This is a genomic window from Buttiauxella cochleicola, from assembly GCF_021282405.1.
Classification (GTDB): Bacteria; Pseudomonadota; Gammaproteobacteria; order Enterobacterales; family Enterobacteriaceae; genus Buttiauxella; species Buttiauxella massiliensis.
On record NZ_JAJSOU010000009.1, the window covers coordinates 155,072 to 178,048 of the forward strand.

25 protein-coding genes are annotated in these 22,977 nt (G+C 49.7%); 10 read left to right on the plus strand and 15 right to left on the minus strand.

Features of this window, described 5'->3' with window-relative positions; all coding sequences use genetic code 11:
- Positions 1–3 precede the first annotated feature (3 nt).
- The gene (gene yghX, locus LVQ79_RS13915) at positions 4–891 is read left to right on the plus strand and encodes a YghX family hydrolase (RefSeq protein ID WP_232865422.1); all 888 of its coding nucleotides are present in this window, start codon (positions 4–6) and stop codon (positions 889–891) included.
- On the opposite strand, the gene LVQ79_RS13920 is transcribed toward yghX, so the two are convergent.
- The 4 genes from LVQ79_RS13920 to LVQ79_RS13935 all read right to left on the minus strand — a co-directional run bounded on the left by LVQ79_RS13920 (position 888) and on the right by LVQ79_RS13935 (position 4,355).
- Positions 888–1,853, minus strand: coding sequence for a GGDEF domain-containing protein (locus tag LVQ79_RS13920; protein WP_232865423.1), 966 nt, complete (start codon positions 1,851–1,853; stop codon positions 888–890). The two genes, yghX and LVQ79_RS13920, sit on opposite strands and share 4 nt — an antisense overlap.
- A gap of 78 nt (positions 1,854–1,931) precedes the next feature.
- Positions 1,932–2,843, minus strand: a complete 912-nt coding sequence (locus tag LVQ79_RS13925; RefSeq protein WP_232865424.1) for a DMT family transporter — start codon at positions 2,841–2,843, stop codon at positions 1,932–1,934.
- 26 nt (positions 2,844–2,869) lie between these two features.
- The gene (locus LVQ79_RS13930) at positions 2,870–4,009 is read right to left on the minus strand and encodes an HlyD family secretion protein (RefSeq protein WP_232865425.1); all 1,140 of its coding nucleotides are present in this window, start codon (positions 4,007–4,009) and stop codon (positions 2,870–2,872) included.
- Positions 4,010–4,025: 16 nt separating this feature from the next.
- Complete coding sequence (locus tag LVQ79_RS13935) at positions 4,026–4,355, minus strand: DUF3302 domain-containing protein (protein ID WP_232865426.1); 330 nt, start codon at positions 4,353–4,355, stop codon at positions 4,026–4,028.
- Positions 4,356–4,678: 323 nt separating this feature from the next.
- Here LVQ79_RS13935 and LVQ79_RS13940 point away from each other — a divergent pair, with 323 nt between their 5' ends.
- A complete protein-coding gene (locus tag LVQ79_RS13940) occupies positions 4,679–5,308 on the plus strand; it encodes a helix-turn-helix domain-containing protein (protein WP_232865427.1) in 630 nt (209 codons plus the stop codon).
- A gap of 178 nt (positions 5,309–5,486) precedes the next feature.
- The gene (locus tag LVQ79_RS13945) at positions 5,487–6,029 is read left to right on the plus strand and encodes a YfaZ family outer membrane protein (RefSeq protein ID WP_232865428.1); all 543 of its coding nucleotides are present in this window, start codon (positions 5,487–5,489) and stop codon (positions 6,027–6,029) included.
- Positions 6,030–6,369: 340 nt separating this feature from the next.
- Here LVQ79_RS13945 and LVQ79_RS13950 read toward each other — a convergent pair whose 3' ends face one another.
- Complete coding sequence (locus LVQ79_RS13950; RefSeq protein WP_232865429.1) at positions 6,370–6,753, minus strand: hypothetical protein; 384 nt, start codon at positions 6,751–6,753, stop codon at positions 6,370–6,372.
- A 324-nt stretch (positions 6,754–7,077) separates the two neighbouring features.
- Between LVQ79_RS13950 and LVQ79_RS13955 the strand changes: the two genes are divergently transcribed.
- Positions 7,078–7,479, plus strand: coding sequence for a Spy/CpxP family protein refolding chaperone (locus LVQ79_RS13955; protein WP_232865430.1), 402 nt, complete (start codon positions 7,078–7,080; stop codon positions 7,477–7,479).
- Positions 7,480–7,581: 102 nt separating this feature from the next.
- On the opposite strand, the gene LVQ79_RS13960 is transcribed toward LVQ79_RS13955, so the two are convergent.
- Positions 7,582–7,974 (minus strand): KPN_03583 family lipoprotein, encoded by a 393-nt coding sequence (locus tag LVQ79_RS13960; protein WP_232865431.1) that lies wholly within the window; start codon positions 7,972–7,974, stop codon positions 7,582–7,584.
- Positions 7,975–8,122: 148 nt separating this feature from the next.
- Positions 8,123–8,989: a glutathione-dependent disulfide-bond oxidoreductase gene (yghU, locus tag LVQ79_RS13965; RefSeq protein ID WP_232865432.1), complete on the minus strand. Its 867-nt coding sequence runs from the start codon at positions 8,987–8,989 to the stop codon at positions 8,123–8,125.
- A 193-nt stretch (positions 8,990–9,182) separates the two neighbouring features.
- Here yghU and LVQ79_RS13970 point away from each other — a divergent pair, with 193 nt between their 5' ends.
- From LVQ79_RS13970 to LVQ79_RS13995, 6 genes are all read left to right on the plus strand, one after another.
- Complete coding sequence (locus LVQ79_RS13970; RefSeq protein ID WP_232865433.1) at positions 9,183–11,048, plus strand: bifunctional sugar phosphate isomerase/epimerase/4-hydroxyphenylpyruvate dioxygenase family protein; 1,866 nt, start codon at positions 9,183–9,185, stop codon at positions 11,046–11,048.
- Positions 11,049–11,123: 75 nt separating this feature from the next.
- A complete protein-coding gene (locus LVQ79_RS13975) occupies positions 11,124–12,440 on the plus strand; it encodes an MFS transporter (protein WP_151994149.1) in 1,317 nt (438 codons plus the stop codon).
- Positions 12,441–12,442: 2 nt separating this feature from the next.
- A complete protein-coding gene (locus LVQ79_RS13980; protein ID WP_232865434.1) occupies positions 12,443–13,279 on the plus strand; it encodes a shikimate dehydrogenase family protein in 837 nt (278 codons plus the stop codon).
- Positions 13,280–13,587: 308 nt separating this feature from the next.
- On the plus strand, positions 13,588–13,800 hold the full coding sequence (gene cspE, locus LVQ79_RS13985) for a transcription antiterminator/RNA stability regulator CspE (protein WP_034461105.1): 213 nt from the start codon (positions 13,588–13,590) through the stop codon (positions 13,798–13,800).
- 184 nt (positions 13,801–13,984) lie between these two features.
- Positions 13,985–14,254, plus strand: coding sequence for a type II toxin-antitoxin system TacA family antitoxin (locus tag LVQ79_RS13990; protein WP_151994147.1), 270 nt, complete (start codon positions 13,985–13,987; stop codon positions 14,252–14,254).
- Positions 14,255–14,257: 3 nt separating this feature from the next.
- Entirely contained in the window at positions 14,258–14,779 is a 522-nt protein-coding gene (locus LVQ79_RS13995) for a GNAT family N-acetyltransferase (protein WP_232865435.1), read from the plus strand.
- 50 nt (positions 14,780–14,829) lie between these two features.
- Here the strand turns inward: LVQ79_RS13995 and LVQ79_RS14000 are convergent, their stop codons facing one another.
- Genes LVQ79_RS14000 through LVQ79_RS14035 form a run of 8 tightly spaced genes read right to left on the minus strand, consistent with a single transcriptional unit; the run spans position 14,830 to position 22,976 of the window.
- Positions 14,830–15,840: an HAD family hydrolase gene (locus LVQ79_RS14000; protein WP_232865436.1), complete on the minus strand. Its 1,011-nt coding sequence runs from the start codon at positions 15,838–15,840 to the stop codon at positions 14,830–14,832.
- A complete protein-coding gene (locus LVQ79_RS14005) occupies positions 15,837–16,853 on the minus strand; it encodes an oxygen tolerance domain protein (protein ID WP_232865437.1) in 1,017 nt (338 codons plus the stop codon). Before LVQ79_RS14005 ends, LVQ79_RS14000 begins: the two co-directional genes overlap by 4 nt.
- Positions 16,850–18,373: a vWA domain-containing protein gene (locus LVQ79_RS14010; RefSeq protein ID WP_232865438.1), complete on the minus strand. Its 1,524-nt coding sequence runs from the start codon at positions 18,371–18,373 to the stop codon at positions 16,850–16,852. The genes LVQ79_RS14005 and LVQ79_RS14010 overlap by 4 nt, the downstream gene beginning before the upstream one ends.
- Positions 18,370–19,347, minus strand: coding sequence for a vWA domain-containing protein (locus tag LVQ79_RS14015; protein ID WP_232865439.1), 978 nt, complete (start codon positions 19,345–19,347; stop codon positions 18,370–18,372). The genes LVQ79_RS14010 and LVQ79_RS14015 overlap by 4 nt, the downstream gene beginning before the upstream one ends.
- Complete coding sequence (locus LVQ79_RS14020) at positions 19,340–19,780, minus strand: DUF4381 domain-containing protein (RefSeq protein WP_232865440.1); 441 nt, start codon at positions 19,778–19,780, stop codon at positions 19,340–19,342. Before LVQ79_RS14020 ends, LVQ79_RS14015 begins: the two co-directional genes overlap by 8 nt.
- On the minus strand, positions 19,781–20,686 hold the full coding sequence (locus LVQ79_RS14025; protein WP_232865441.1) for a DUF58 domain-containing protein: 906 nt from the start codon (positions 20,684–20,686) through the stop codon (positions 19,781–19,783). It lies immediately after the preceding gene.
- The gene (locus tag LVQ79_RS14030; protein WP_232865442.1) at positions 20,686–21,684 is read right to left on the minus strand and encodes an AAA family ATPase; all 999 of its coding nucleotides are present in this window, start codon (positions 21,682–21,684) and stop codon (positions 20,686–20,688) included. Before LVQ79_RS14030 ends, LVQ79_RS14025 begins: the two co-directional genes overlap by 1 nt.
- Positions 21,681–22,976: an anaerobic sulfatase maturase gene (locus LVQ79_RS14035; RefSeq protein ID WP_232865443.1), complete on the minus strand. Its 1,296-nt coding sequence runs from the start codon at positions 22,974–22,976 to the stop codon at positions 21,681–21,683. Before LVQ79_RS14035 ends, LVQ79_RS14030 begins: the two co-directional genes overlap by 4 nt.
- Between the last annotated feature and the right edge of the window lies 1 nt (position 22,977).

The following is a 22,977-nucleotide window of genomic DNA, read 5'->3' on the forward strand; positions in this document are numbered from 1 at the left end:
CAAATGACCAGACTTACCGCAAAAGATTTCCCTCCTGAATTACTCGAATACTTCGATTTTTATGTACATGGCAAAATCAGCAAACGCGAGTTTCTCGATCTGGCGGGGAAATTTGTTGTTGGTGGCCTTTCGGCTGTGGCACTCGGTACATTGCTGACCCCAAATTATGCCTTTGCGACGCAAGTGGAGTTTACCGACCCAGATATTGTCGCTGAATATATCGAATACCCAAGTCCGCAGGGCCACGGCAAAGTGCGGGCCTACATGGTGCGCCCGTCAAAAGCCGTGGGCAAAGTACCGGGGGTGGTCGTGGTGCATGAAAACCGTGGGCTTAATCCCTACATCGAAGATGTGGCGCGGCGCGTTGCCAAAGCGGGTTTTATTGCATTAGCTCCTGATGGATTAAGTTCGGTTGGCGGCTATCCTGGCAATGATGAAAAAGGCCGCGAGCTACAATCCCAAGTCGACCCGACCAAACTGATGAATGATTTCTTTGCCGCGATAGAATTTTTGATGCATCACGATACGGTCACAGGAAAAGTCGGTATCACCGGTTTTTGTTACGGAGGAGGAGTGGCCAATGCCGCCGCGGTCGCTTACCCGGAATTAGCAGCCGCCGTACCGTTCTATGGTCGCCAGCCAAAAACTGAAGATGTACCGCGTATCAAAGCACCTTTATTGCTGCATTATGGCGAGCTCGATTCGCGCATAAATGAGGGATGGCCCGCTTATGAAGCGGCTCTGAAAGCCAATAATAAAGTCTACCAAGGTTACATCTACCCCGGCGTGAATCACGGGTTCCACAACGATTCGACACCGCGTTACGACAAAGCCGCGGCAGATCTTGCATGGACGAGAACCATTGATTGGTTCCGCAAATACCTGGTTTAAGACTGAATAATAATCCTGGCACCCAAGGCGATGCCATTTTTGCCGGTGCGTTTAATCAAGTACATCGATTCATCGGCGCGAATAACTGCATTATTAAAAGTGTCATCCGCCCAGGATTCATTCACCCCAATAGATGCTCCTACTTTAGCGGCGCCATTACCTAATTCGAACGGGGTGATGGCGGCATCCAGGCAGCACCTGGCGATGTGGTTTACCTCGGGATGTTCCAGCGACCAGGGCAATAACAGGATAAATTCATCCCCCCCAATGCGACCAATGGTGACCTCTGGCGGGCAGGATTCGTGCAGGCGCTGACTGAGTTGCAACAGCACTTCATCACCGCTGCGGTGGCCCAGCGTATCGTTAACGTTTTTGAAGTCATCGAGATCGATAAATGCTATCGAAAGTGGGCCAAGTTTTTTTAACAGATCAAACTGCGCCTGTAGCGCGTGGCGGTTGGCAAGGCCTGTGAGGGGGTCGTGATTGGCGAGTTTTGCTAGTTGCTGCTCGTACTGCTTTTCTTTGGTCATATCAATGTGGGTGCCGGTCACTTTCAGCGGTTTCCCATCATCACTCCATTGGGTCACTCGGCCCCGATCCAGCACCCATGTGATGGTGCCATTTTTCGCCTGCATGCGATGCAGTGCTTCATAAAATGGCGCTTTACCTTCGAGGTGGTTATAAAACGCGGACAGCACCATCTCTTTATCTTCAGGATGCAGGTGCTCACGCCACACATCAAAATGAGCGCTAAGTTCTTTGGGCTGAAAGCCCAGCATGGAACCCCAACGACGGTTGAAAATAACCAACTTTCCGCTTGGCACATCGAGCTGCCATAAACATAAGCCTGTCCCGTCCAGTGCTGCACTGAGCTTATTGCGAGAGTCGTGTGCAATTCTTTTGAGTCGGGCATTGTGTTTTTTAAGGTTCTGAATCTGCTGCCTGAGTATCTCTTCTGACATTGACCACAGTTATGAGTAAATAATATACATTCTTAACAGCTATTAATTACTTGTAAATATGGCGATGAAAAAATCGTGCTAATTACACAAACGTTTTGCTGTTGTAGCCATTTTTTCTCTCTCTACTGGAATGACGGACAGCAACACGCCGCATAACATTCCCGCGAGCAGAATCCACGATGTTTGAGAAAATACGCTGCCCATCACCACACATTCCAGGATGACCGCGATAACGGGAAAGCAGATAAATACCAAAGAGGTGTTAAAAGTCGAAATGCGTTTTTGCAGCGAGAAATAACACAAGATCCCGAATACGCTAGCCACGACGCCCAGGTAAAGAATCGAAGAAAAAGACAACCAGGTGATGTTTTCAATTTCCGGCCTTTCCACTACCGCGCCAGTCAATGTGAGCAGTAAACCAGCAGCCAGGCAAGGCAGGGCGTTAAATGTGAAAAGCGAAACCTGGCAACTGCGCTTCTTGCATTGCACATACATAAAAGCATGCATGGTGACGGCCGCTACGACAGCAAATGCGCCTTTCCAGTTATTACTGAGACTGTTTCTGGACTCTTCCTGCAAAAGACAAAACAGGGAAAGCATAGCCAGCATTGCGCCAATTAGCTGCAACAGGCTGGTAGGGGCATTGAGTACCACAATAGAAATCAGAAGCACGGCGACGGGCATTCCGGCGAAGATTATCGCCGCAGTGCTGGCGTTAACGTACTGTTCGCCGTAAATCACCAGCGTGAAGGGCAGGCAGAAACAAAATAGGAACACGCAGAACTGGAAGAACCGGTGCCCAGGCGGAAATAACAATGATGAGCGCGTAATGTGCAGCAGCCATAGCAGCAGGGGTGCTGCACTTAAAAAGCGCAGCCCGGTGGCAAATATCGGCGGCATGCTGACCAACGCAAACTTCATGGCAAGCCAGGTTGTTCCCCACGTCAGAATAACGATGGCGAAGAGAATAAACATTTTTGTTTTCTGCATGGGGCGGCTCCCTTTCTTACCTTAAACTAATGATCAATATAGAGATAGTGCATCCAACTGGTCATGCGCAGCAGGATTTTGCGAATAATGGAAACGTGCTCGAAATAACCGGAATACACTGCGACCTGGCCCATGGTTCCTGCGGGTAGCCTTTGAACATCGGCAACGTTTTTCAGCTCAATTTCCGCATAGATACCGTCGAGTTTCGGGTCAAGGCTCAAGCCTTGTAGATGGCCTTGCGCCTGATAGCTGCTGTTAGCGATCGCGGGGAGGATTTGCTTTACAGTGCCTTGCACGACACTGCCGGGCAGGCCATTAAATACCACTTCGGCCTGGTCGCCTGCGACTAAGCGTAGGGCGGAGTTTTGGCGGAATACGGCATAAACACTGGTTTTTTGATCCGGAACGAACACCATCACCGGGCGCAGCGGCAACGGGCGCACGAACATACCGGGTTTCAGCAAAAGCTGTGTCGCGTAGCCATCGCTCGGCGCGCGAATCACGGTTTTTGCAAGGAAGTACTCTGCTTCTTTGAGGTTTGCTTTCAGCCGGTAAACCGTGGCGTTTTCACCGTTTATCATGGCATCAAGCTGTGCCGCTGTTTGATCTCTCTTCGAGAGGGAAGAGCGCCACTGTGCTTGCGCGGCCAGATACGTCTGCTGTGCGCGAACAACTTCTTGATCGGTAAACGGGCTTTTCAGTTTGTCCCGGCTGCCGTTGCGGTAACGGTCGGCATCTTTCAAGGCTAAATCGCGCTCTGCTTTTGCCTGTGCGATATCGGCGTTTTCGGAAGCAAGGCGTGCTTTGAGCATCTCTACATTTTGCTGAGCGCTTTCTATCTCACCTTTTATTGCTTCGACTTTGGCTTCATAGGCAGTGGGGTCAACCCGAAATAGGAAATCCCCTTTTTTCATCTTCTGATTGGCATTGGCGGTCACTTCTACCACGACGCCTTGCACTTCGGGGATGATGGGTAACGTAACGGTAACCATCTGGGCTCGTTCGGTGTATGGATGGTTATAATTCATTAATAATAACAACGAGCCAATAAGAATAATGCCACCCAACACAGCGGTAGGCACACTCCATTTATTTAACGGAATTTTAAAGAATTTAAATATACCGAAGCAAATGGCGGTATATGTAAGAATGAGTAATAAATCCACAATGAATCCTGCTCAATTAGTCGGTTACTGATGACTTGCTTTGGTTTTTCTCATGCAGGGACTCCAGCCGGAGTAACCTTTCACGTAGCATTTCCATTTCATTATTTTTGACGGCAAACCCCCAGCCTCTGTCTTCACGATATAACATCGCCCAGATCCACAGGAACGGCCATAAAACATGCAAAGTAAATAGGCTTACCCATCCTGCTGCATGAATAGCATCTTGATGGGGATGATTACGATGTACTGCTATTTCATAGGGGATGTCGTGTACAACAATAACGCCATAAAAGAGCGTCAGTGCCACGAAAATAAGTGCGCCTAAGGCAAAGTAATCGAGAAACATAGATGGGTGCCCCCGTGAGAAAATGTCTGGAGACACTAAAGATAAGGTGAGTATCGCTCCACTTTTATTTTGTTTAAAAATAAATAGAGGATAAATATTCAATTGCACAAAGCCATAATAGTGTGCAAGAGGAAAACCTGGAAATTACAATTCTTTGCATCATGGAAATAGTTGTAAGAATGTTGCTGAATATTGTTTTAGTTTTAATAAACACGGTTGTATCTATAAGCCAAACACCGCAATGTAGCGCACCCAGCCAGATCGTTGGCGTGGTATATACTTCAAGGAACCTGTGCATACAGTGAGCAATTTCAGGAAAAATAATGACTATCTCTCCTCCAACCCGCCCGGAATCCGCTATCCAGCGTCTGATTGCCATCCTCGAACCCCACGGAACACCGATGGAGGTGATTCCCCGTAAACGGATAAACTGGGAATATAAAGAGATCCCGCAATTTTATATCTTCAAGCAAGGCGAGATCTCTGTCTTGCGGGCGGCTGATGGCCTGGTTATCGCTACGGTCTCTGGCCAGAATCTGTTTGGTATTGCAGAAAGCATCCAGCCATTACGCAGCCATATTTTGCGTGTAGAAACTGAATGCACCATGCTGCGTCTTGATGCCAGCCTTGCTCATGAAATCATTACTCAGGAAGGGATGTGGAAAGATATTGCGGTGATACTCGCTTATTATACTACCCATCTTTTCTATCGCGATTCTGTGGTGGTGCAGCAACGCACCTATTCCATCATTCGAGGCCATCTTATTGAAATGAACCGCCTGCCTGAAGATTCGCGGTTGAGAACTTCCATTCTTGATTACATTCAGGAAAGAACTCACTTATCGCGCAGCAGTATTTTGAATGTAATGTTTGCGCTAAAAAACGGCGGGTACATCAATATTAAGCGTGGTGGGTATTTACTGGCGGTGATCAACTTGCCGGAGAAATTCTGAGGCAGGTTTACATTCTGGCTAATAACTAAAAGTACTGGCGAAATAATTTTCGCCCAATCTTCTTTTATTTAAAATTAAACAAAAATCAAATTCCCTCTCCCTGGGAGTCTGAATACCATCCGTCCCTGAAATATCAAAACCATAGAGTTATCTCTCTGCAGTGATTTCAAGGATTATGATGAAAAAGACTCTTATTGCGTTAATCGTATTCAACACCTTTGCAGTAACGAATGCCAATGCGGTGGCATTTCACGGTGAGGCTGGTGCCGACTGGACTAATCTTGGAATGAGTTTTGGTGCAAACGAACCGGGTTTTACCTTCAATGGTAATTGGGCGCACAACGATAATGATGGTGATATTGCCAGTCTGGGAATGGGCTGGAATATACCGCTTGGGTCTGTTTTGGTGACATTGGGTGGGAAAACACTGTACCTCAATCCGAGTGATGGTGATGAAGGTTATGCCGTAGCCGTTGGCGGTGGCGCGCAACTTCCACTTGGTGATCATTTTAGTCTGTTTGGTGATGCATATTATTCGCCTGATTCACTCTCCAGTGGGGTTGACCAGTATGGGGAAGCGAACGCAGGCATTCGCTGGAAAGTTAACCCAACGCTGTCAGTTGAAGGTGGATATCGCTATGTGGGTATGCAGGGAAAAGATGGTCATAGCGATAACATCTTAGCCGATGGGGGCTACGCTGCGGTTAATTTCAACTTCTGATCAATTTATTTTTATATGCGAAGACAATTGCCCGATAACAAATCGCGCATTAAAATTATTTTGTTGATGCATCAAGTCTCATTGATATTATCAATCCCGAGTGATTAGATATTTTTTAATGTTGTTTGTGTGCTTTATTGCGCCAATACAATGTGCCCGCCTGTCCGGCGGGTATTTTTTTATCCATAATGCAGCATTTATTTTTAAATAAAAAGATAATTGAGTACTGAGGAAAATGGTTCTATGCTGTTTATAGCCAATAAGGATGTAGGCTATGTAAGTAATAATCAAATAGTTAGTGCTCAGCAGCCACACTATGGCAACATAGTGTGGCTTTTTATTAGGTTTTGTATGGGAAATTAATTTCGCGGGCCGCAGTAAGATAGCAGTAAAACAAAACAACATCGATAATGATGTTACTTACTGAGAAATAAAGCCCAGAAAGTAATAGTATTATCTTGTGTGTGGCGAAATAAATAACCATAAGCACTGCGCCAATCTTGCTCTTGATAAAAATAAGATAGGTGAGTAGTGCAATAACTAAAAACTCAACAGGAGTTTGTAGGTATTTCAATTCAACATAATTACTGTATTCATTAAATATCACCGCAAATATAGTGTACAGTAATGAAAATAACCCTGCCAGCCAACCTTGACGGTTCTGTTTTTCTTTGCGATGTAGTTGTTCACTTGATTCAATCTGGACATTTTTGGTTTTTTTCATTTGGCCAGCGTGCAGTTGCGATATAAAAGTATACGAACAAATTGATTAGCGGAAGTAGTAATAAAAGTGAAACCCAGGGTTTCAGTCCGGTACGTTTGACAATAACCCATTGCAAAAATACGAATAAGAACAAAGTTATAATTTGTGTGATAAGCATTAGGTACTCCATGTGACGTATAACCTTTATTATAATAATAAACTTTTAAATACAATTAATTGGTTTGTTTAAAAATAAATAACTAATGATTTCTAATGATGTTGTTACTGCGTTAATAATGTGGGCGTTCAGATGCTATTAATACACACTATGTTTAAGGGTATAGAATGAAGAAAGTATTTAAAATTGCCACATTGATTACGGCACTGGCTTTTTCAGGAATGGCTGTTGCATCTTCTGCTACAGAAACGCTGCCGCAGGATTCATTGGCGAAGCAATTAAATTTCTCACCAGAGCAAACGCAGAAGGTAAAAGCATTGCGTGAAGATACGCAAAAAGAGATCGCCAAAATTAATACCGATGCTTTAACACAAGATGCGATTGTTGATATGTTCCATTCTGGCGTCTGGGATGATAGCGCAGCGAAGAAACAACTTAATGCTATCGGTGATATTCAGAGTAAGGTGCGCTACCAGCGAGCAAAGTACCTGTTTAATGTCAGCCAGGTATTAACCACGGAACAAAAAAAGCAGTTACAGCAAATGCTGATTGAGAAGCAACTTTACTGATTATTGAGTGAACGAGAGTCGGATGGAGCACCGCTTATCCGAGTTTCAGTAAGTCGTTGGTAGGTGGACTAGCGTAAGCGACATCCACCAATTTTAGTTGGCTCAGGATGTTTTCTCTTTTATTGGTTTTAAGGCTTTGCCAATCTGCACTAATCCATCTTTGTTTTGATCTTTTAGATAAGTGTTATTCAGCTCATCAAATTGTTCGAGCCGAGTCAGCGCCTGAAAAACATCATCAATACCATAGCGATTATCAAAAACATCTACACTTCTGAGGTTATCGACCCGTGCCGCTTTTATTTCTGTGGTGAGACGGGTAATCACCTCCTTATTAGAAGTATGCAAAGTTTGCAATTCTTCCGGACTGCTATTAATAGCTGGAGACATCGTGCCGGGATGGAATTCGAGGGTATTTAGGGCGTCAACCGTCTCATCACCTGGATTGGCACATCCGGCAATAACGAAAGTGAATACGAGTACGAATTTTTTTAACACGATATTTCCTTGCAGTTTGCTCACTGAATAATTCAGACGGCAACTTACCTGCAACGGTTAGGCTTAAACCACCCATAGTTTGTTTAATTTTAAATTTTTACGCCCTGCATACTGAAAACTTGCAGGGCGTGGTTGAGTACAACTGTGTCTACTTCGCCAGCTTATCTTCGGTACGTAATTCAAAGTCCGACGCATCGTGGCGTTCATGCAACTGCTCAGACGGCTCACCGAAGGTGCGGTTAACAATGCGCCCACGCTTAACCGCCGGGCGGCTTGCGACTTCATCGGCCCAGCGTACGAAGTTTTTGTACGAAGCGAGGTCGAGGAATTCAGCCGCGCTATACAGCCCGCCTTTTGCCAGGCTGCCGTACCACGGCCAAATGGCGATATCTGCAATCGTATATTCATCACCTGAAATAAAACGATGTGTCGCCAGCTGCCTGTCGAGCACGTCTAACTGGCGCTTAGTTTCCATAGCAAAACGGTTAATTGCGTACTCAATTTTCATTGGTGCGTAATTATAGAAATGACCGAAGCCACCGCCCAGATATGGCGCTGAGCCCTGTAACCAGAACAGCCAGTTCAAGGTTTCAGTGCGTGCGGCGAGATCTTTAGGCAGGAAATGGCCGAATTTCTCCGCCAGGTAGAGCAAGATTGCGCCGGATTCAAACACGCGAATCGGTGGTGTTACCGAATGGTCCATGAGTGCCGGGATTTTTGAATTCGGGTTCACGTCTACAAAGCCGCTGGAGAATTGATCCCCTTCACCGATACGAATCAGATGCGCATCGTATTCAGCTTCGCTTACACCCAGAGCCAGAAGCTCCTCAAGCAGAATAGTCACCTTCTGCCCGTTCGGTGTGCCAAGTGAATAAAGCTGCAATGGATGCTTGCCGATTGGTAGCGTGCGTTCGTGAGTTGGGCCCGCTATCGGACGGTTGATGTTAGCAAAGGTGCCGCCTTCGCCTTTTTGCCAAGTCCAAACTTTTGGCGGCTGATAGTTATTATCTGACATGTTGTGTCTGCCTTTTGATTGCCAGTGAGAGATTGAAAAGTGTAACCCCACTTTGTTTTGTTCGGTAATCGCCCGCTATTTTTTTTAACTTTCTGAGGTGTGATCTGGTGTAACAATAAATTAACTATAAATTTGCAATATGAACCAAATGATACAACATTAACCGACTTATCCCGACAGACCAGGAGCCATCATGCAGCGTTCAATTGCAACCGTATCTATCTCTGGCACGTTGCCTGAAAAACTGGCCGCAATTTCGGCTGCTGGTTTTGACGGTGTAGAAATCTTTGAAAATGATCTTCTTTATTACCCAGGCACGCCTGCCGATGTGCGAAAAATGGCGGCCGATCTCGGGCTGACTATTACATTGTTTCAGCCGTTCCGCGATTTCGAAGGCGCGTCGCGCCCGCAGTTTGCCAGCAATCTGGAACGTGCGCGGCGTAAGTTTGCCCTGATGCACGAGCTGGGGTGCAACACCATGCTGCTGTGTAGCAACGTGGCACCCGATTGTTCGCCGAATCTTGATTTGCAGGTCAGTGACCTGGCGCATTTGGCTGAGTTAGCCCAACGTAATGAAATAACCGTTGGCTATGAAGCGCTGGCCTGGGGCACCCATGTGAACCGTTATCGCCAGGCATGGGAGCGTGTAAAACAGGTCAACAGCCCGGCGTTGGGACTGGTTCTCGACAGCTTCCATGTGCTTTCGTTGGGTGACCAACTGATTAATCTCGATGACATTCCGGTCGATAAAATTACCTTCCTGCAACTGGCCGACGCGCCGTTGATGAAAATGGATGTGCTTGAGTGGAGCCGCCATTTCCGCTGCTTCCCAGGCCAGGGTGAATTGCCGGTGGTTGAATTTACCCGCTTGCTGACGGAAAAGGGCTACCGTGGCCCATGGTCGCTGGAGATTTTCAACGACAGTTTCCGCGCTACGCCAAATGCACCAACCGCCAAAGATGGTTATCGCTCGCTGCTTTGGCTGGAAGAGCAGACCTGGAATACTAATCCGCAAATTGATGCGCAACTGTTCCATAGCGCAACCCAGGCCAGTTACCAGGGTATCGAGTTTTTAGAATTTGCCACCGATGCAAAAGACGCACAGGCATTGGGCGAAGCACTGCAACCACTGGGTTTTGCACAAGCTGGTGAGCACCGTTCTAAGGATGTTTCACTGTGGCGTAACGGTGGGGTGAATGTGATTCTCAACCATCAGTCGCATAGCTGGGCCGATGAGTTTCATCGTCGCCACGGTGTTTCGCTGTGCGCGATGGCGTGGCGCGTGAAAGGGGCGGAAAATGTAGTGCAACGGGCGCAGGATTACGGTTACCCGATCTGGCATGAAAAGCATGGGCCAGATGAGCGTGCACTGGCGGCAGTGTGTGCGCCTGACGGTAGCCTGATTTATCTGATTGAGGCACCAGAGCAGGGTGAAAGCGATATTTATCAAACCGATTTCAACCTTTCAGAAACCGCCAACCAGGGCAGCTTACTTGGGATTGATCATCTGGCGTTAGGGCTGGTAGAAGGCAGTCGTGATAACTGGATTATGTTTTTCCGCGCGGTGTTCGGATTTGAACTGGATAACGAACTGAGCGTGCCAGATCCGTATGGCCTGGTCAGAAGCCAGGTGATGCACAGCCCTTGTCAGTCGATCCGCTTGCCGCTGAATATGTCGCACAGCCTTGATACGCAAATTGCCCGTTCGGTTGCCAGTTATCAGGGCACGGGCCTGCAACACGCCGCGTTTTCCTGTGATGATTTGCTCGCGACGGTAGAAGGACTGCAATCACAAGGGCTGAAATTGCTGCCCATTCCGGCAAACTATTATGACGATTTGCTGGCGCGGTACGGGGCAAATAACCCATTGCTGCAAGGTCTTGATCGCCTGGATATTCTTTATGAACGAGATGCGCGTCAGCATGAGTTTTTGCATGCCTATACACCACCTTTCCGCCCGGACCGTTTCTTCTTTGAATTAGTTGAACGGCGGGGAGATTATCAACAGTACGGTGCAACCAACGCCGCCGTGCGGTTGGCCGCTATGCAAATGCGTTAATGCGATTTACAACAATAAATGAACCTTAAGGTTCAATAAGACACCTGTAACCTACAAATAACCGAGGTAAAAACCATGGCGAGTTATGGCCAGGGCGACATCGCTGCCCAGAAAACTGGTGTTGTAAAAAGAACCCGTACCCGAATGGTTATCCTGACCCTTCTGGCTATCGGAACCATGATTAACTATCTCGACCGTACCGTGCTTGGTATTGCAGCACCGCAACTGAGTGCCGATCTTGGCATCGGTGCAGCAACGATGGGGATTGTGTTCTCGGCGTTTGCCTGGACTTACGCGGCAATGCAAATCCCAGGCGGCATCTTCCTTGACCGCTTTGGCAATAAAGTCACCTATGCGCTGGCGCTGTTTTTCTGGTCGGCATTTACCCTGTTCCACGGTTTAACCGTTGGCCTGAAAACGCTGCTGCTATGCCGCTTAGGTTTAGGGATTAGTGAAGCACCATGCTTCCCGGTGAACAGTCGCGTGGTGGGGAAATGGTTCCCGCAGCATGAACGTGCACGCGCTACGGCGGTTTATACCGTTGGGGAATACATTGGCCTTGCTGCGTTTGCGCCGTTGCTGTTCTTTATTATGGAAACCTTCGGCTGGCGCGCGTTGTTTATCACCGTTGGCGTCGTGGGCATTTTGTTTGTGCTGGTGTGGTGGCGCTTTTATCACGAACCGCACGAGTCCAAAACTGCCAACAGTCTTGAGCTTGAATACATCGGTCACGATCTCAAAGAGGCCGAGCCTGAACCGAAGATGAACTTTAGCTGGGCGAATGTCGCAAGGCTTATTAAATGCCGCCAAATCCTCGGTGCGGGCATTGGCCAGTTTGCCGGGAACACGACGCTGGTGTTCTTCCTGACCTGGTTCCCAACCTACCTTGCTACCGAACGCCATATGCCATGGCTGAAAGTGGGCTTCTTCGCCATTTTGCCGTTCCTTGCCGCCGCAGTGGGTGTGATGTTTGGTGGCTGGGTCTCCGACCAAATCCTCAAACGTACCGGTTCGGTGAATATCGCCCGTAAATTGCCAATCATTTCTGGGTTGTTGATGGCCAGTCTGATTATTTCGGCTAACTGGATGCCAACCGATGCGCTGGTGATTACGGTGATGTCGGTAGCGTTCTTTGGGCAAGGCATGGTGGGACTCGGCTGGACGCTGATATCCGATATGGCCCCGAAAAATTTAGCGGGTCTGACAGGCGGGTTATTTAACTTCTGCTCAAACCTGGCCTCTATTATCACGCCACTGATTGTTGGTTTTATCGTTGCGGCGACCGGCAACTTTTTCTACGCGCTGGTGTACATCGGCGGTGCCGCGTTGCTGGGCGTATTCGCTTACGTCTTTATTCTTGGCGATATCAAACGTATTGAGCTGGCGGACTAATTATGGATATCAGTGGCAATACTCGTTTAATCGCCCACCTGGGCTACCCGACAACCACTTTCAAAGCACCGATGATTTACAACCCCTGGTTTGATGAGCAAGGCATAGATATCAAAGTGGTGCCGATGGGGGTGAGGGCAGAAGACTATGTGCAGTTGATTCCTTCTCTCTTTCGCATGACCAATATTATTGGCGCGTTGGTGACGATGCCGCATAAAGTTTCAACTTGTGAGCTAGTTCACACTATGAGCCCAACGGCGCAAATTGCCGGGGCGTGTAATGCCATTCGCCTTGAGGCGGACGGCTCATTGCGTGGCGATATGTTTGATGGCGACGGTTTCGTGCGTGGCGTGTTGCGCAAAGGTATTCAGGTGGGTGGAGCGCGTGCGTTAGTCGTGGGTAGCGGTGGCGTGGGTTCCGCTATTGCAGCGTCTCTGGCGGCTGCCGGGGTTGATACGTTGGCGCTGTTTGATAGCCGGACTGAAAGCTGCGAAGAGCTGGCAAAACGTTTACGTAGCCACTATCCGTCTCTTAAGGTGCTTACCGGGTTGCGCAACCCGAAAGAGTTTTCCATTGTTGTTAACGCAACGCCGCTGGGTATGAATACCGGTGACGAATTACCGGTGGACGTTAGCGCGATAACGCCAGGAACCTTCGTGGGAGAGGTGGTAATGAAGAGCGAAATCACGCCATTTTTGCAGGCAGCCATGAAAAGAGACTGCCAGATACAACCTGGAACAGATATGTTGTTTGAGATGATTCCTGCATATATGGAGTTTTTTGGCCTGCCAGAAGTGACGCCAGAAGCACTGCGTCGCGTAGCTAAAATTGATTACTAACAACTGGTTAAGGTAGTGGTAGATGGGGGCGAAAGGATGCCATTCGCACCCCCTAAACGAAACGGTAAATGAGACGTAATTTAGCTATAGAGCTGTGGACGGCTAAAATAATCCTTGTCATTCATCGCCTAAGCATGAGTTAATACGCCCCATCGGTTTGACGTACAGACCTTTAAAGCAACCTAGTAAAGCAGTCCTTCAAGAGTCATCCCTGGATACCCTTTGTCGTGTGCTCCTCTACCGCTTCATAAAATCTGTAAAGCATACCAAATCGCCGTAAGGCACACTCAATTCAAAAGGTAATACACATGTCTAACAAAATGACTGGTCTGGTAAAATGGTTCAACGCTGATAAAGGTTTCGGCTTCATCACTCCAGACGACGGTTCTAAAGACCTGTTCGTTCACTTCTCTGCAATCCAGAACGACGGTTACAAATCTCTTGATGAAGGCCAGAAAGTTTCCTTCACCATCGAGAACGGCGCTAAAGGCCCAGCAGCTGGTAACGTAACTAGCCTGTAAGGTTAGCGTTAACTAAGCTCTAAAGAATTTAAAAACCCGCTTCGGCGGGTTTTTTCGTTTCTGTCCGATACGGTTCCCCACCGGATCACTTGTTGAAAATTTATTCATTCCACTCTATAGTCAGCGTACGGAAAAACACCGTACATAATTTCCTATGCCAACGCGAGCAGTTATGGAGCGCACTATGTCAGCATTAAAAAAACAGCGCATCGATCTCAGATTAACTGACGACGACAAGAGCTTAATCGAAGAAGCTGCGGCAATGTCCAACCAGACTATCACTCAGTTTATGGTAGCCAGCGCTTCTGAACGTGCTGCACAAGTCATTGAGCAACATCGCCGTCTGGTTCTTAATGAAGAATCGTGGGATTTGGTGATGGAGGCTCTCAGCAATCCGCCTGCACCGAACGCCAGGCTTAAAAGTGCCGCTAAACGCTTACAAAATATGGAGTAATGCGTGGCTGACATGATGATTGAGATTTTTTCGCAGGATGCTGAATACGATTTTTCCGGCTTCGATTGCGGTGAAGAATCGTTGAATACTTTTCTAACCGATCATCTTGCACGTCAACATAGTGGCCGTATCTTACGCGGCTACTTGCTTGTTGCTAAAGAGCAGAAATCGAAAGTGTTCGGCTACTATACGTTGTCGGGCAGCTGCTTTGAAAAGGCGACACTTCCGTCGAATACACAGAAGCGGCAAGTCCCTTATGCCAATGTTCCCAGCGTCACGTTAGGGCGCCTGGCGGTTCATAAAGATCTTCGTGGGCAAGAGTGGGGCACAACGCTTGTCACGCACGCGATGAAAACGATCTGGCTTGCATCACAGGCGGTGGGGATTCACGGAATGTTTGTGGATGCCATTAACGCGGGGGCGATGCAGTTTTATCTCAAACTCGGATTTACTGCATTGGTAGGCGACAATGCGAATTCGCTTTTCTACCCCACTAAGTCCATCGAACAGTTGTTCGCAGAATAAGAAGACTTCATTTTAAGGTGGATGGCGTTCATGCTTATCCACCCTATGATTTACTGTTTTGGCGATTCCGGAACACAGGATTTCGGGTTAAACACCGTTCTCCAGTCCTGCTTCATATCCACTACCGTCCAACCTTTTTCCTTCGCCACCGTTAACCCTTCAACCAGTTTTCCGCTCGCTGGTGGATGACTGTCGTACGCATATTCACGTTGTGCATCCGTATGGTGAACCAGTAAGCCGAAAGTTTTGTAGTCCGGGTTTGCTGCGGTGTACTGCATCATCGCCAAATCGCCGTCACTGTTACCAAATGCTGCAACCGGGCGTTGGCCCATAAATAGATGAATGGCGACCGGCTTGGCGGCAGCATCGTCGTTAAACGCGCCTTTCATGGTTTTACGCAGTTGCGTGCCGTTGTCCGTTAGCGAAAACTCACTCAGTGAGAATGATCCCACCACTTGTTCTGGCGGGATACCGTACATCCTCTGCGCCACGACACGCATAAAATCGATGCCGCCGCCGGAAATAATCCACGTTTTAAAACCATTGTCGCGCAGGTAGTCGAGCAACTGACGCATTGGTTGGTAGCCCATCTGGTCGTAATGGCAGCCAAAACGGTTATCACGATGACTGGCTACCCAGTTACTGACGCGTTGGTCGAATTCATCCGTGGTGATATTGCTGTGCGTTATCTCGAGCAGTTGCATCAATCCTTTTTCACCTGCGGCGGCAACGCTTTGCAAATCGTTGTTCAGCACAGCACTTACAATTGGGTCGCTCTTCCATTCAGGATGCTGTGGAGCAAGGCGTTTCACTTCATCAATTGCAAACTGTAGCTGGAAGGTCAGAGGTGCTTCAGGCCACAAAGTACCGTCGTTATCAAACACAACGTAGCGTTTCTCAGGTGGAATAAAGGTCGAGCGATCTTTGTTGGTTGCGTTTTGCACCCACTGCTCAATAGCTTGTTTTGCGGCGGTATCGTTCCAGGCGGAGAGCGGGTCGGCGGCCTGTGCTGTGCCAATAGCGCTGAAGATCAGAGCGCTGAGTAATAATTTATTTTTCATCGTTCACCCCTTTTGGTGGGAGTCAGTTCGGGCAGTTGAACCGGGCTCCAGAAGCGTCGCCAGGCATGATGCAGGTATTTCAGGCAGCGCATGAGCAGGCGTCGCGTAAACCAGATGAGTAGCAAAAGGAAGGCAATGGCGCTGATAACCAGCACGGTTTGCCATTTATCCTGGCCTGTCGTGCCGCGTAGTGCCGATTCGCTACCGGCCGCGCGTGCTTGTGCGACTGTCATCGTTGAACCGGGTAGTTGCGCGACTTGCCATTGCTGATTGGCGGTATCCCACCAACGCAATTTAATGGGGGGTAGCGTGATGGTTCCTGCCTGTGAGGGTAGATAACGCAATGTCTCTTCACGCTGTGCGCCTTCGATTTCGCCGCGCCCAGATTTCAGCATCGTGTTTACAGGCGTCAGGCGCTGGGTTTCTGTACCTGGAATGGCGTACAGCAATTGCGGGATTTGCGTCGCCACAATTCCGTTAGCTTTCACCGTGACAATGCGTTCCACAACATCTCCGGCGTGCAGAGTGGTGTCTTTACTGGCGTGATACTGAGTGATTTTTTGGCTTAACGTTAAGTTGCTGGCAGGTAAGAAACGGTCTGGCTGCTCAACGCCTTTCGGCCAGACCACCTCTTTTTTCAACTCTGGCAATTGCACCGTTACCGGCGGCTGGTTTGGTGATGTCAGCGTAATTTCTACCGCAGGTAGACTCAGCACGCCTTGATCCCATGCCGTGACCTGTTTTTCCAGGCGAATCCCGCTCCAACTGATGCCATTTTTCTGGCGGCTTAACAGCTGGTTTGGTAGCGGTGTGCTCATTAACGAGCCGTTTTCGATTATAAAATCAGGCCACTCCGGCGGCGGGTTAAACCAGCTATCTGTCCAGAAAGTAATAGCGATACGTACCGGCTGTCCCGGCACAACATGTTGCGGCACCTCGAGTTCACGTGTGATGTCCATTGCTGCACGGGCTGGAAGTACCGCCAGCAAAAGCAGAATCAACAAGGCTCTCATGGTGTCTCCTCCGTATTGGCGCGGTAGAGATTTTCCAGCAGGCCGGACGGGGAAACTTCGAGGTTTTCAAACCATTGGTTAACCTGCGGGCTGCTGCTTTCAACCGGTTGAATATCCTTTTGATTCACGCCCTGATCTTTCTTCAAATCATGCTTAATCTCATCGGGTTTGTAGTCTTGCTCTTTGCCTTGGGCCGCCTGGCGATCGCGCTCTTTTTGCCGCAATTCCATAATGATTTTGGCGATTGCAGCTCGGTTTTGTTGCGCCATTTTCCAGTCTGGTCGCAGGCTTAACACGCGGTCATAGCTGTTGATTGCCTGTTGCCACTGCTTTTGCTGGGCATAGCTATTACCCGTCCATAACAGGGTTTCAGCGGTTTGTGGTGCCTGGTGAAATGCCGAAGTGGCAGCGACAAAATCCTCCGCCCGGTAGTAAGCAATGCCTTGCCAGAGTGGGTCCTGGAAGCGTTCAGCCGCTTTTTTGTAATCACCATTTTTGAAAGCTACCTGCCCCTGCATATCCGGGCTAATCCACGCATCCTGCCATGCGGCCTGGCTTTGCGGCAGATAGAGCAGTGGCACCAATACAATGAGCCAGCAAATCAACTGACGCCGCCCAAGCAACAACAAAATCAGCATCGGGATAACCAGCAGATAGCCGCTATTTTTCCAGTGCAAATCACCGCGTGCATTGTTTTGCGCACTAACCGATTGCTGGATATGACTGGTGATGACGGATAAATCGCTGTCGTCACTGGTCACAAGCGTTACGGGAATACCTCCGTCGCGAATCTGACTGAAACGTTCGACGTTAAGTCGGGTATCAATGCCGCGCTGGGCGTAGCTTTCCGGTAGTTCGCCGCCGCGAGCGGTGCCTGGAACCCAGATTTGAATCGGCGCTTTAAGTTGTGCAAGCCAGGCCGCGTCCTGCGCTGAAACGGTGTCGGCGACCAGCAAAATATTGCGCGGCATATTCGGTGTTGCCGGCAAGCTTTTCAGCGCAAGGGCGATGGCCTGCTTCAGTCCCGATCCTTCACCTTCTGGCAGTAAATTCGGGCTTTGGGCATGCAAAAACAGCGCGTAAAACGATGGGTCTGAAGTGAGCGGGGTCGTTAAATATGCATGGCTGTTGTACACCACCAGGCCGAAATGCGTGCCGGTAGAGCGGTTCATTAAATCCATGATTTTGCTTTGCATCCGCTGGTGGCGGCTGGGTGCGAGATCCTGCGCGTACATTGCCGGATCTTGTTGCAGAACCACCATCATATTGCTTTGCTGCGTTAAAGCCGCAGGCAATTCGCGTTGCCATGTTGGGCCTGCCAGCCCGATAACGCCTAATGCGCACAGCCATGGTAAAACCTGAGTGAGTCGTTTCTGCCGCCCGATAATCAGCGCCTTAGCGAAAGGCTTGTCCATAATCTTGTGCCAGGCGCTGCGCTGCCCGGTGCTGATAAACCACAACAGAGCACAAATCAGCAGGCCGAGTAGCCGCCAGGGATAAACAAAATGGAAATCACTCATGCTGTTTTCCCCCGAACAAAACGACCGATAGCGAGCAAAATCAGCAATACCAGCGCGAGCATTAGCGGCCACTGAAACAGCGGAATATGCCACGACCAGCCGATGGATTTCACCTGCACCGGCGTGATGGCGTCGATTTCCTTCCAGACGCTATCGAGCGCCGCGCCGGAGCCTGCGGCAGTCCAGGATTTGCCTCCGGTAATGCGTGCAATTTCCTGCATTAGCGGGAGGTCGACTTTGTCATCGCCGGTGCTGTTGAGGTCGCCAAAAGCAATGGTATGCACCTGAACATGATGTGTTGCGGCCAGTTGCGCGGCAAGCGGTGGGGCTAATTGCGAGGCGGTGTCGTTGCCATCGGTGAGCAAAATAGCCAGTTTGCTGGCGTCTTTGTTGGTGGTGCTGTCGAGCAGTTTCACACCCACGCCTAATGCGTCACCAATCGCGGTTTGCTGGCCAATCATGCCGGGAGCCAATTGGTTGATACGGGTTTGTAGCGCCTGTTTATCTTCGCTGACTGGCGCAAACGGCCAGGCCGAACTGGCAAAAATCACCAGCCCGATGCGGTCAGTTTTACGCGCCGCGACGAATTTACGCACCGATTCCTGAACCGCCTGTAAACGTGTGATCCCGCCCTGCACGTCGTTTTTGCCCATCGAACCGGAGACATCAAGAATTAGCACCACATCGCGCATCGGTTTTTGAATATGCTGTGGTGGCGTCAGGTATTCTGGGCGCGATAGGGCGGCGAGCAACAAAATCCACACCAGCCAGAACATCAAGCCTGCAAATTTGCTGCTGCGCACCGGCTGGCTATTGAGCTTTAGTTCATCAATTAATTCTGGCAAAAATGGCACGCGAACATGCTCTTTCACTTCGCGGTCTTGTGGCAAAAAATAGCGGCCAATCAATGGCAAGAAAATCAATAACCAGGCCCACGGCCAGGCGAAATCTATGCGGCTCAGAAACTCAGACATACGGCAGTTTCTCCAGCCAGTTTTTCAATTGAGTTTGCAGGCGTGCAGTCTGGCTTGCGTCGAGTTGGTTATCCGGCTGGCAATATTTGGCACTCAGTTGCTGGCGCAAATCGGCGTCGATTTCCACCTGTTGCAAGAGTTGTTCTGGGGAAAGCGTGTGGCTAATTTGGCTGCGCGGCTGGTGCATCAGCAGAATGCGTTTGATCAGTTCCAGCCAGCTATCGGCGCTGTGGGGTTGTTGTAATGCCGCCAGTGCTTCACGACGCCACACATTGCGCCGCCAGCGTGCGAGGCGAAATAACCCAAATATCATCAGCGCGATAAGCAATACGCCGCCGAGAACAAACCAGCCTGGCGGCAGCGGGAACCAGGAGAAACTTTTTGGAAGCGCCGGGTTTAACAGCTCCGGCACGCTAAATCCTTTCTCCAGCATTCAGACTCCCTTTTGTAGCTGCTTGAGAAGATCCTGCGCCACCACTATCTGATTTACGCGGATCCCAAGTCGTGTGAGCCGGTTTTGCAGGCCGGAAAGTCTGGAAGTTATGCTCTGCGCAATCTCATCTTTTAAGCTGGGTGAAAGGGAGAATGCAGCTTCACGCCCCTGATAACTGGCGGCCAAATCACCTTGCGCGGGCAGTTTAAGATGGAGATCGTCGAGGATCACAAAGGCGCTTATCTCGCAGCGTCGTCTCAGGGCTGCAAGTAATGCCTCACTCGGCGCATCCAGATCGTGGAAATCGCTGATGACAGCCACCCACGATCCGCTGGGGATCAGCTGAATTGCGTGTTGTAGTACGTGAGTCAACGTGACAGAGGCAGGCATTTCATCGGGATAGCGTTCGGGTAACTGTTGGTTGTATTGCAGCACATCATCAAGTACAGCAGGGAGATTGCTCTTCGGAGAGCGGCATTTTTGCAGGCTGTATTGGGTATCGCTGAAAATCGCGCTACCCAGACGATCGCCATCATGCCAACTGCGCCATGCCAGCAGGCCAGCAATTTTGGCGGCGGTGACGGATTTGGTTTGCCCACGAGTGGCAAAAAACATATCCAGGCGTTGGTCGACTATCAAGAAAACCGGGCGCTCGCGCTCTTCGTTGTAAAGCCTGATCCATGGCGATCGCAGGCGCGCTGTAGCTTGCCAGTCGATCAACCGCACATCATCACCGGGTTGATAGCGCCTGAGGCTGTCAAAATTAAGCCCACGCCCCTGTTGGCGTGATACGCGTTCACCTGCAAGCGCCCCCGGTGGGATTTGCCCCGGCGGGTTTGATAACAGCCGTGCTTCGCCTGCCAGTGCCATCAGGGTTTTTCTGTCCACCTGCAATGCGCTGTCCATCACGCCACCACTGCATCAAGCAACATCCGAATCACATCATCTGGCGAGCAGTTATCGGCGTTGGCCTGGTAGCTCAACATCAGGCGGTGGCGCAACACCGCAGGTGCGACATGTTGAATATCTTCCGGCAATACCGCATCGCGGCCTTCAAGCCAGGCCAGCGCCCGACCGCAACGGTCAAGTGCCAGTGTGCCGCGCGGGCTGACGCCAAAAGTAATGTAACTGGCGAGAGTATCGCTAACACCTTGTGGATGACGGGTCATATCCACCAGGTTCACGATGTAGTTTTCAATAGTTGGGGCGACGTAAACCGCAGAGATTTCCTGCCAGCAGGTAGCAATATCCTGTTGCGATAACATCAGAGTTTCCGGCGGTTTTTCCCCAGTATCAACCGATCCTGCCTGGTACTTTTGCTGTTGCTCTGTGCGCACCAGTTGCATCACTTTTTGTTCGTTCGCTTTGGATGGGTAATCCACCAGGACTTTCATCAGGAAGCGGTCAAGCTGGGCTTCTGGTAAAGGCCAGGTGCCTTCCTGGTCGACCGGGTTTTGCGTTGCCAGCACCATGAAAATGCCCGGTAGCGGCCAGGTTTTCCCGGCCACGGTGACATGGCGCTCTTCCATCGCTTCAAGCAGTGCTGACTGCACGCGAGCCGAAGCACGGTTGATTTCATCGGCGAGAATAATGTTGCCGAACACCGGGCCTGGGCGAAAACGGAACTGGTCTTCTTCCCGCGTGGCGTTTTGCTGGTAAATCTCGCTGCCGGTGATGTCCGACGGCAGCAAATCCGGCGTGAACTGAATGCGGCGGAATTCGCCTTCAACGTGCTTAGCGAGTTCACGCACCGCACGTGTTTTTGCAAGTCCCGGCAAGCCTTCGAGCAGCACGTGCCCGTCACACAGCAGGGCGACAATCAACATGCGTACCAGCGATTCTTGCCCAAGAACTTGTTCGTTCATGCGCTGCTCAAGCTCAAGCAGTTTCTCTCTGTTAGTCATTTGCGTAATCCTGCAAAGTCGCGTTTCAAAAGAGTGGCAAGCCCAACAAGAATCGGCTCGGCGTAATTGAAGAAAGCTTTGATTCCGGGGCAAAGATAGTTCAGCCCTTGCTCGCCGTCCGGCGTGCGGACAAGTCGGTTTTTCGGGCACTCGCCCCAGCACAATTTCAGGTACGGGCACTGCTTACAGTATTCCGGCAGGGTCTCTTTTTTACCCATGCCAAAGGCTTTCTGCCGCTCGGAAAAGGCCAGGTGGGCGAGCTTGGTATTTTCGATATTGCCTATCTGGTATTCGGGATAAACGTAGTGGTCGCAGGAGTAGATATCGCCATTTTTTTCGATTGCCAGACCTTTGCCGCAAAATTCAGAAGCGGTACAAATTTGCGCGGGCATGCCCATGGTTTGGGCGACGGCGGTTTCGAACAGGTTGACCTGCACGCGGCCTAAATCGTTGTTTACCCACTCTTCAAACACGGTTTTCAGGAAGGTGCCCCAGTCGTCCGGGTCAACGGACCAGTCGGTGACGATGGAATCCAGGTCGCCTGGTTTTGCACGACGCGAGCCTGTAATCGGGATGGTTTCATCGCGCCAGAATTGCGGCGCGGTGACTTTGAAATCAACAGGTTCAACGCACGGATTGAACTGCACGTAGGTAGCACCCAGTTCGCGGGTGACAAAGCGGTAAACTTCTAGCGGGAAACGAGCATTGGTGCGGTTTACAGTGACGAGTGCATTGAAAGGGACTTTGTATTTTTTGAGCGCTTCAACGCCTTTCATCACTTTGTCGAAAGTCGGTTTGCCGCTGCGCGTGACGCGATAGCGGTCGTGCAATTCTCGTGGGCCGTCGATCGACAGGCCAACCAGAAAACGGTGTTCTTTGAGGAATTCAGCCCATTTGTCATTAATCAGCACGCCATTGGTTTGGAGGTCGTTTTCGACGCGCTGGCCGGGCTTTTGATACTGCTTCTGGAATTTGACGACTTTTTCAAAAAACTCGAGACCCATCAACGTGGGTTCGCCACCTTGCCAGGAGAAAACCACTTGTTCGCCATCTTGCCCGTCAATGTACTGGCGAATGAAGTTTTCCAGTACTTCGTCGCTCATGCCAGTGTGGCGGTCTTGATGCAGCAGATCTTCTTTACTCAGGTAAAAACAGTAGGTGCAGTCGAGGTTGCAGGTGGAGCCGCTCGGTTTCGCCATGACGTGAAATCGGCGTTTGTATTCAGGGCCTTTGCCATCGTATTTTTCAGCAGACGGTAATGCTTTAACCGGCAATGTAGTGCTGTATTTCATG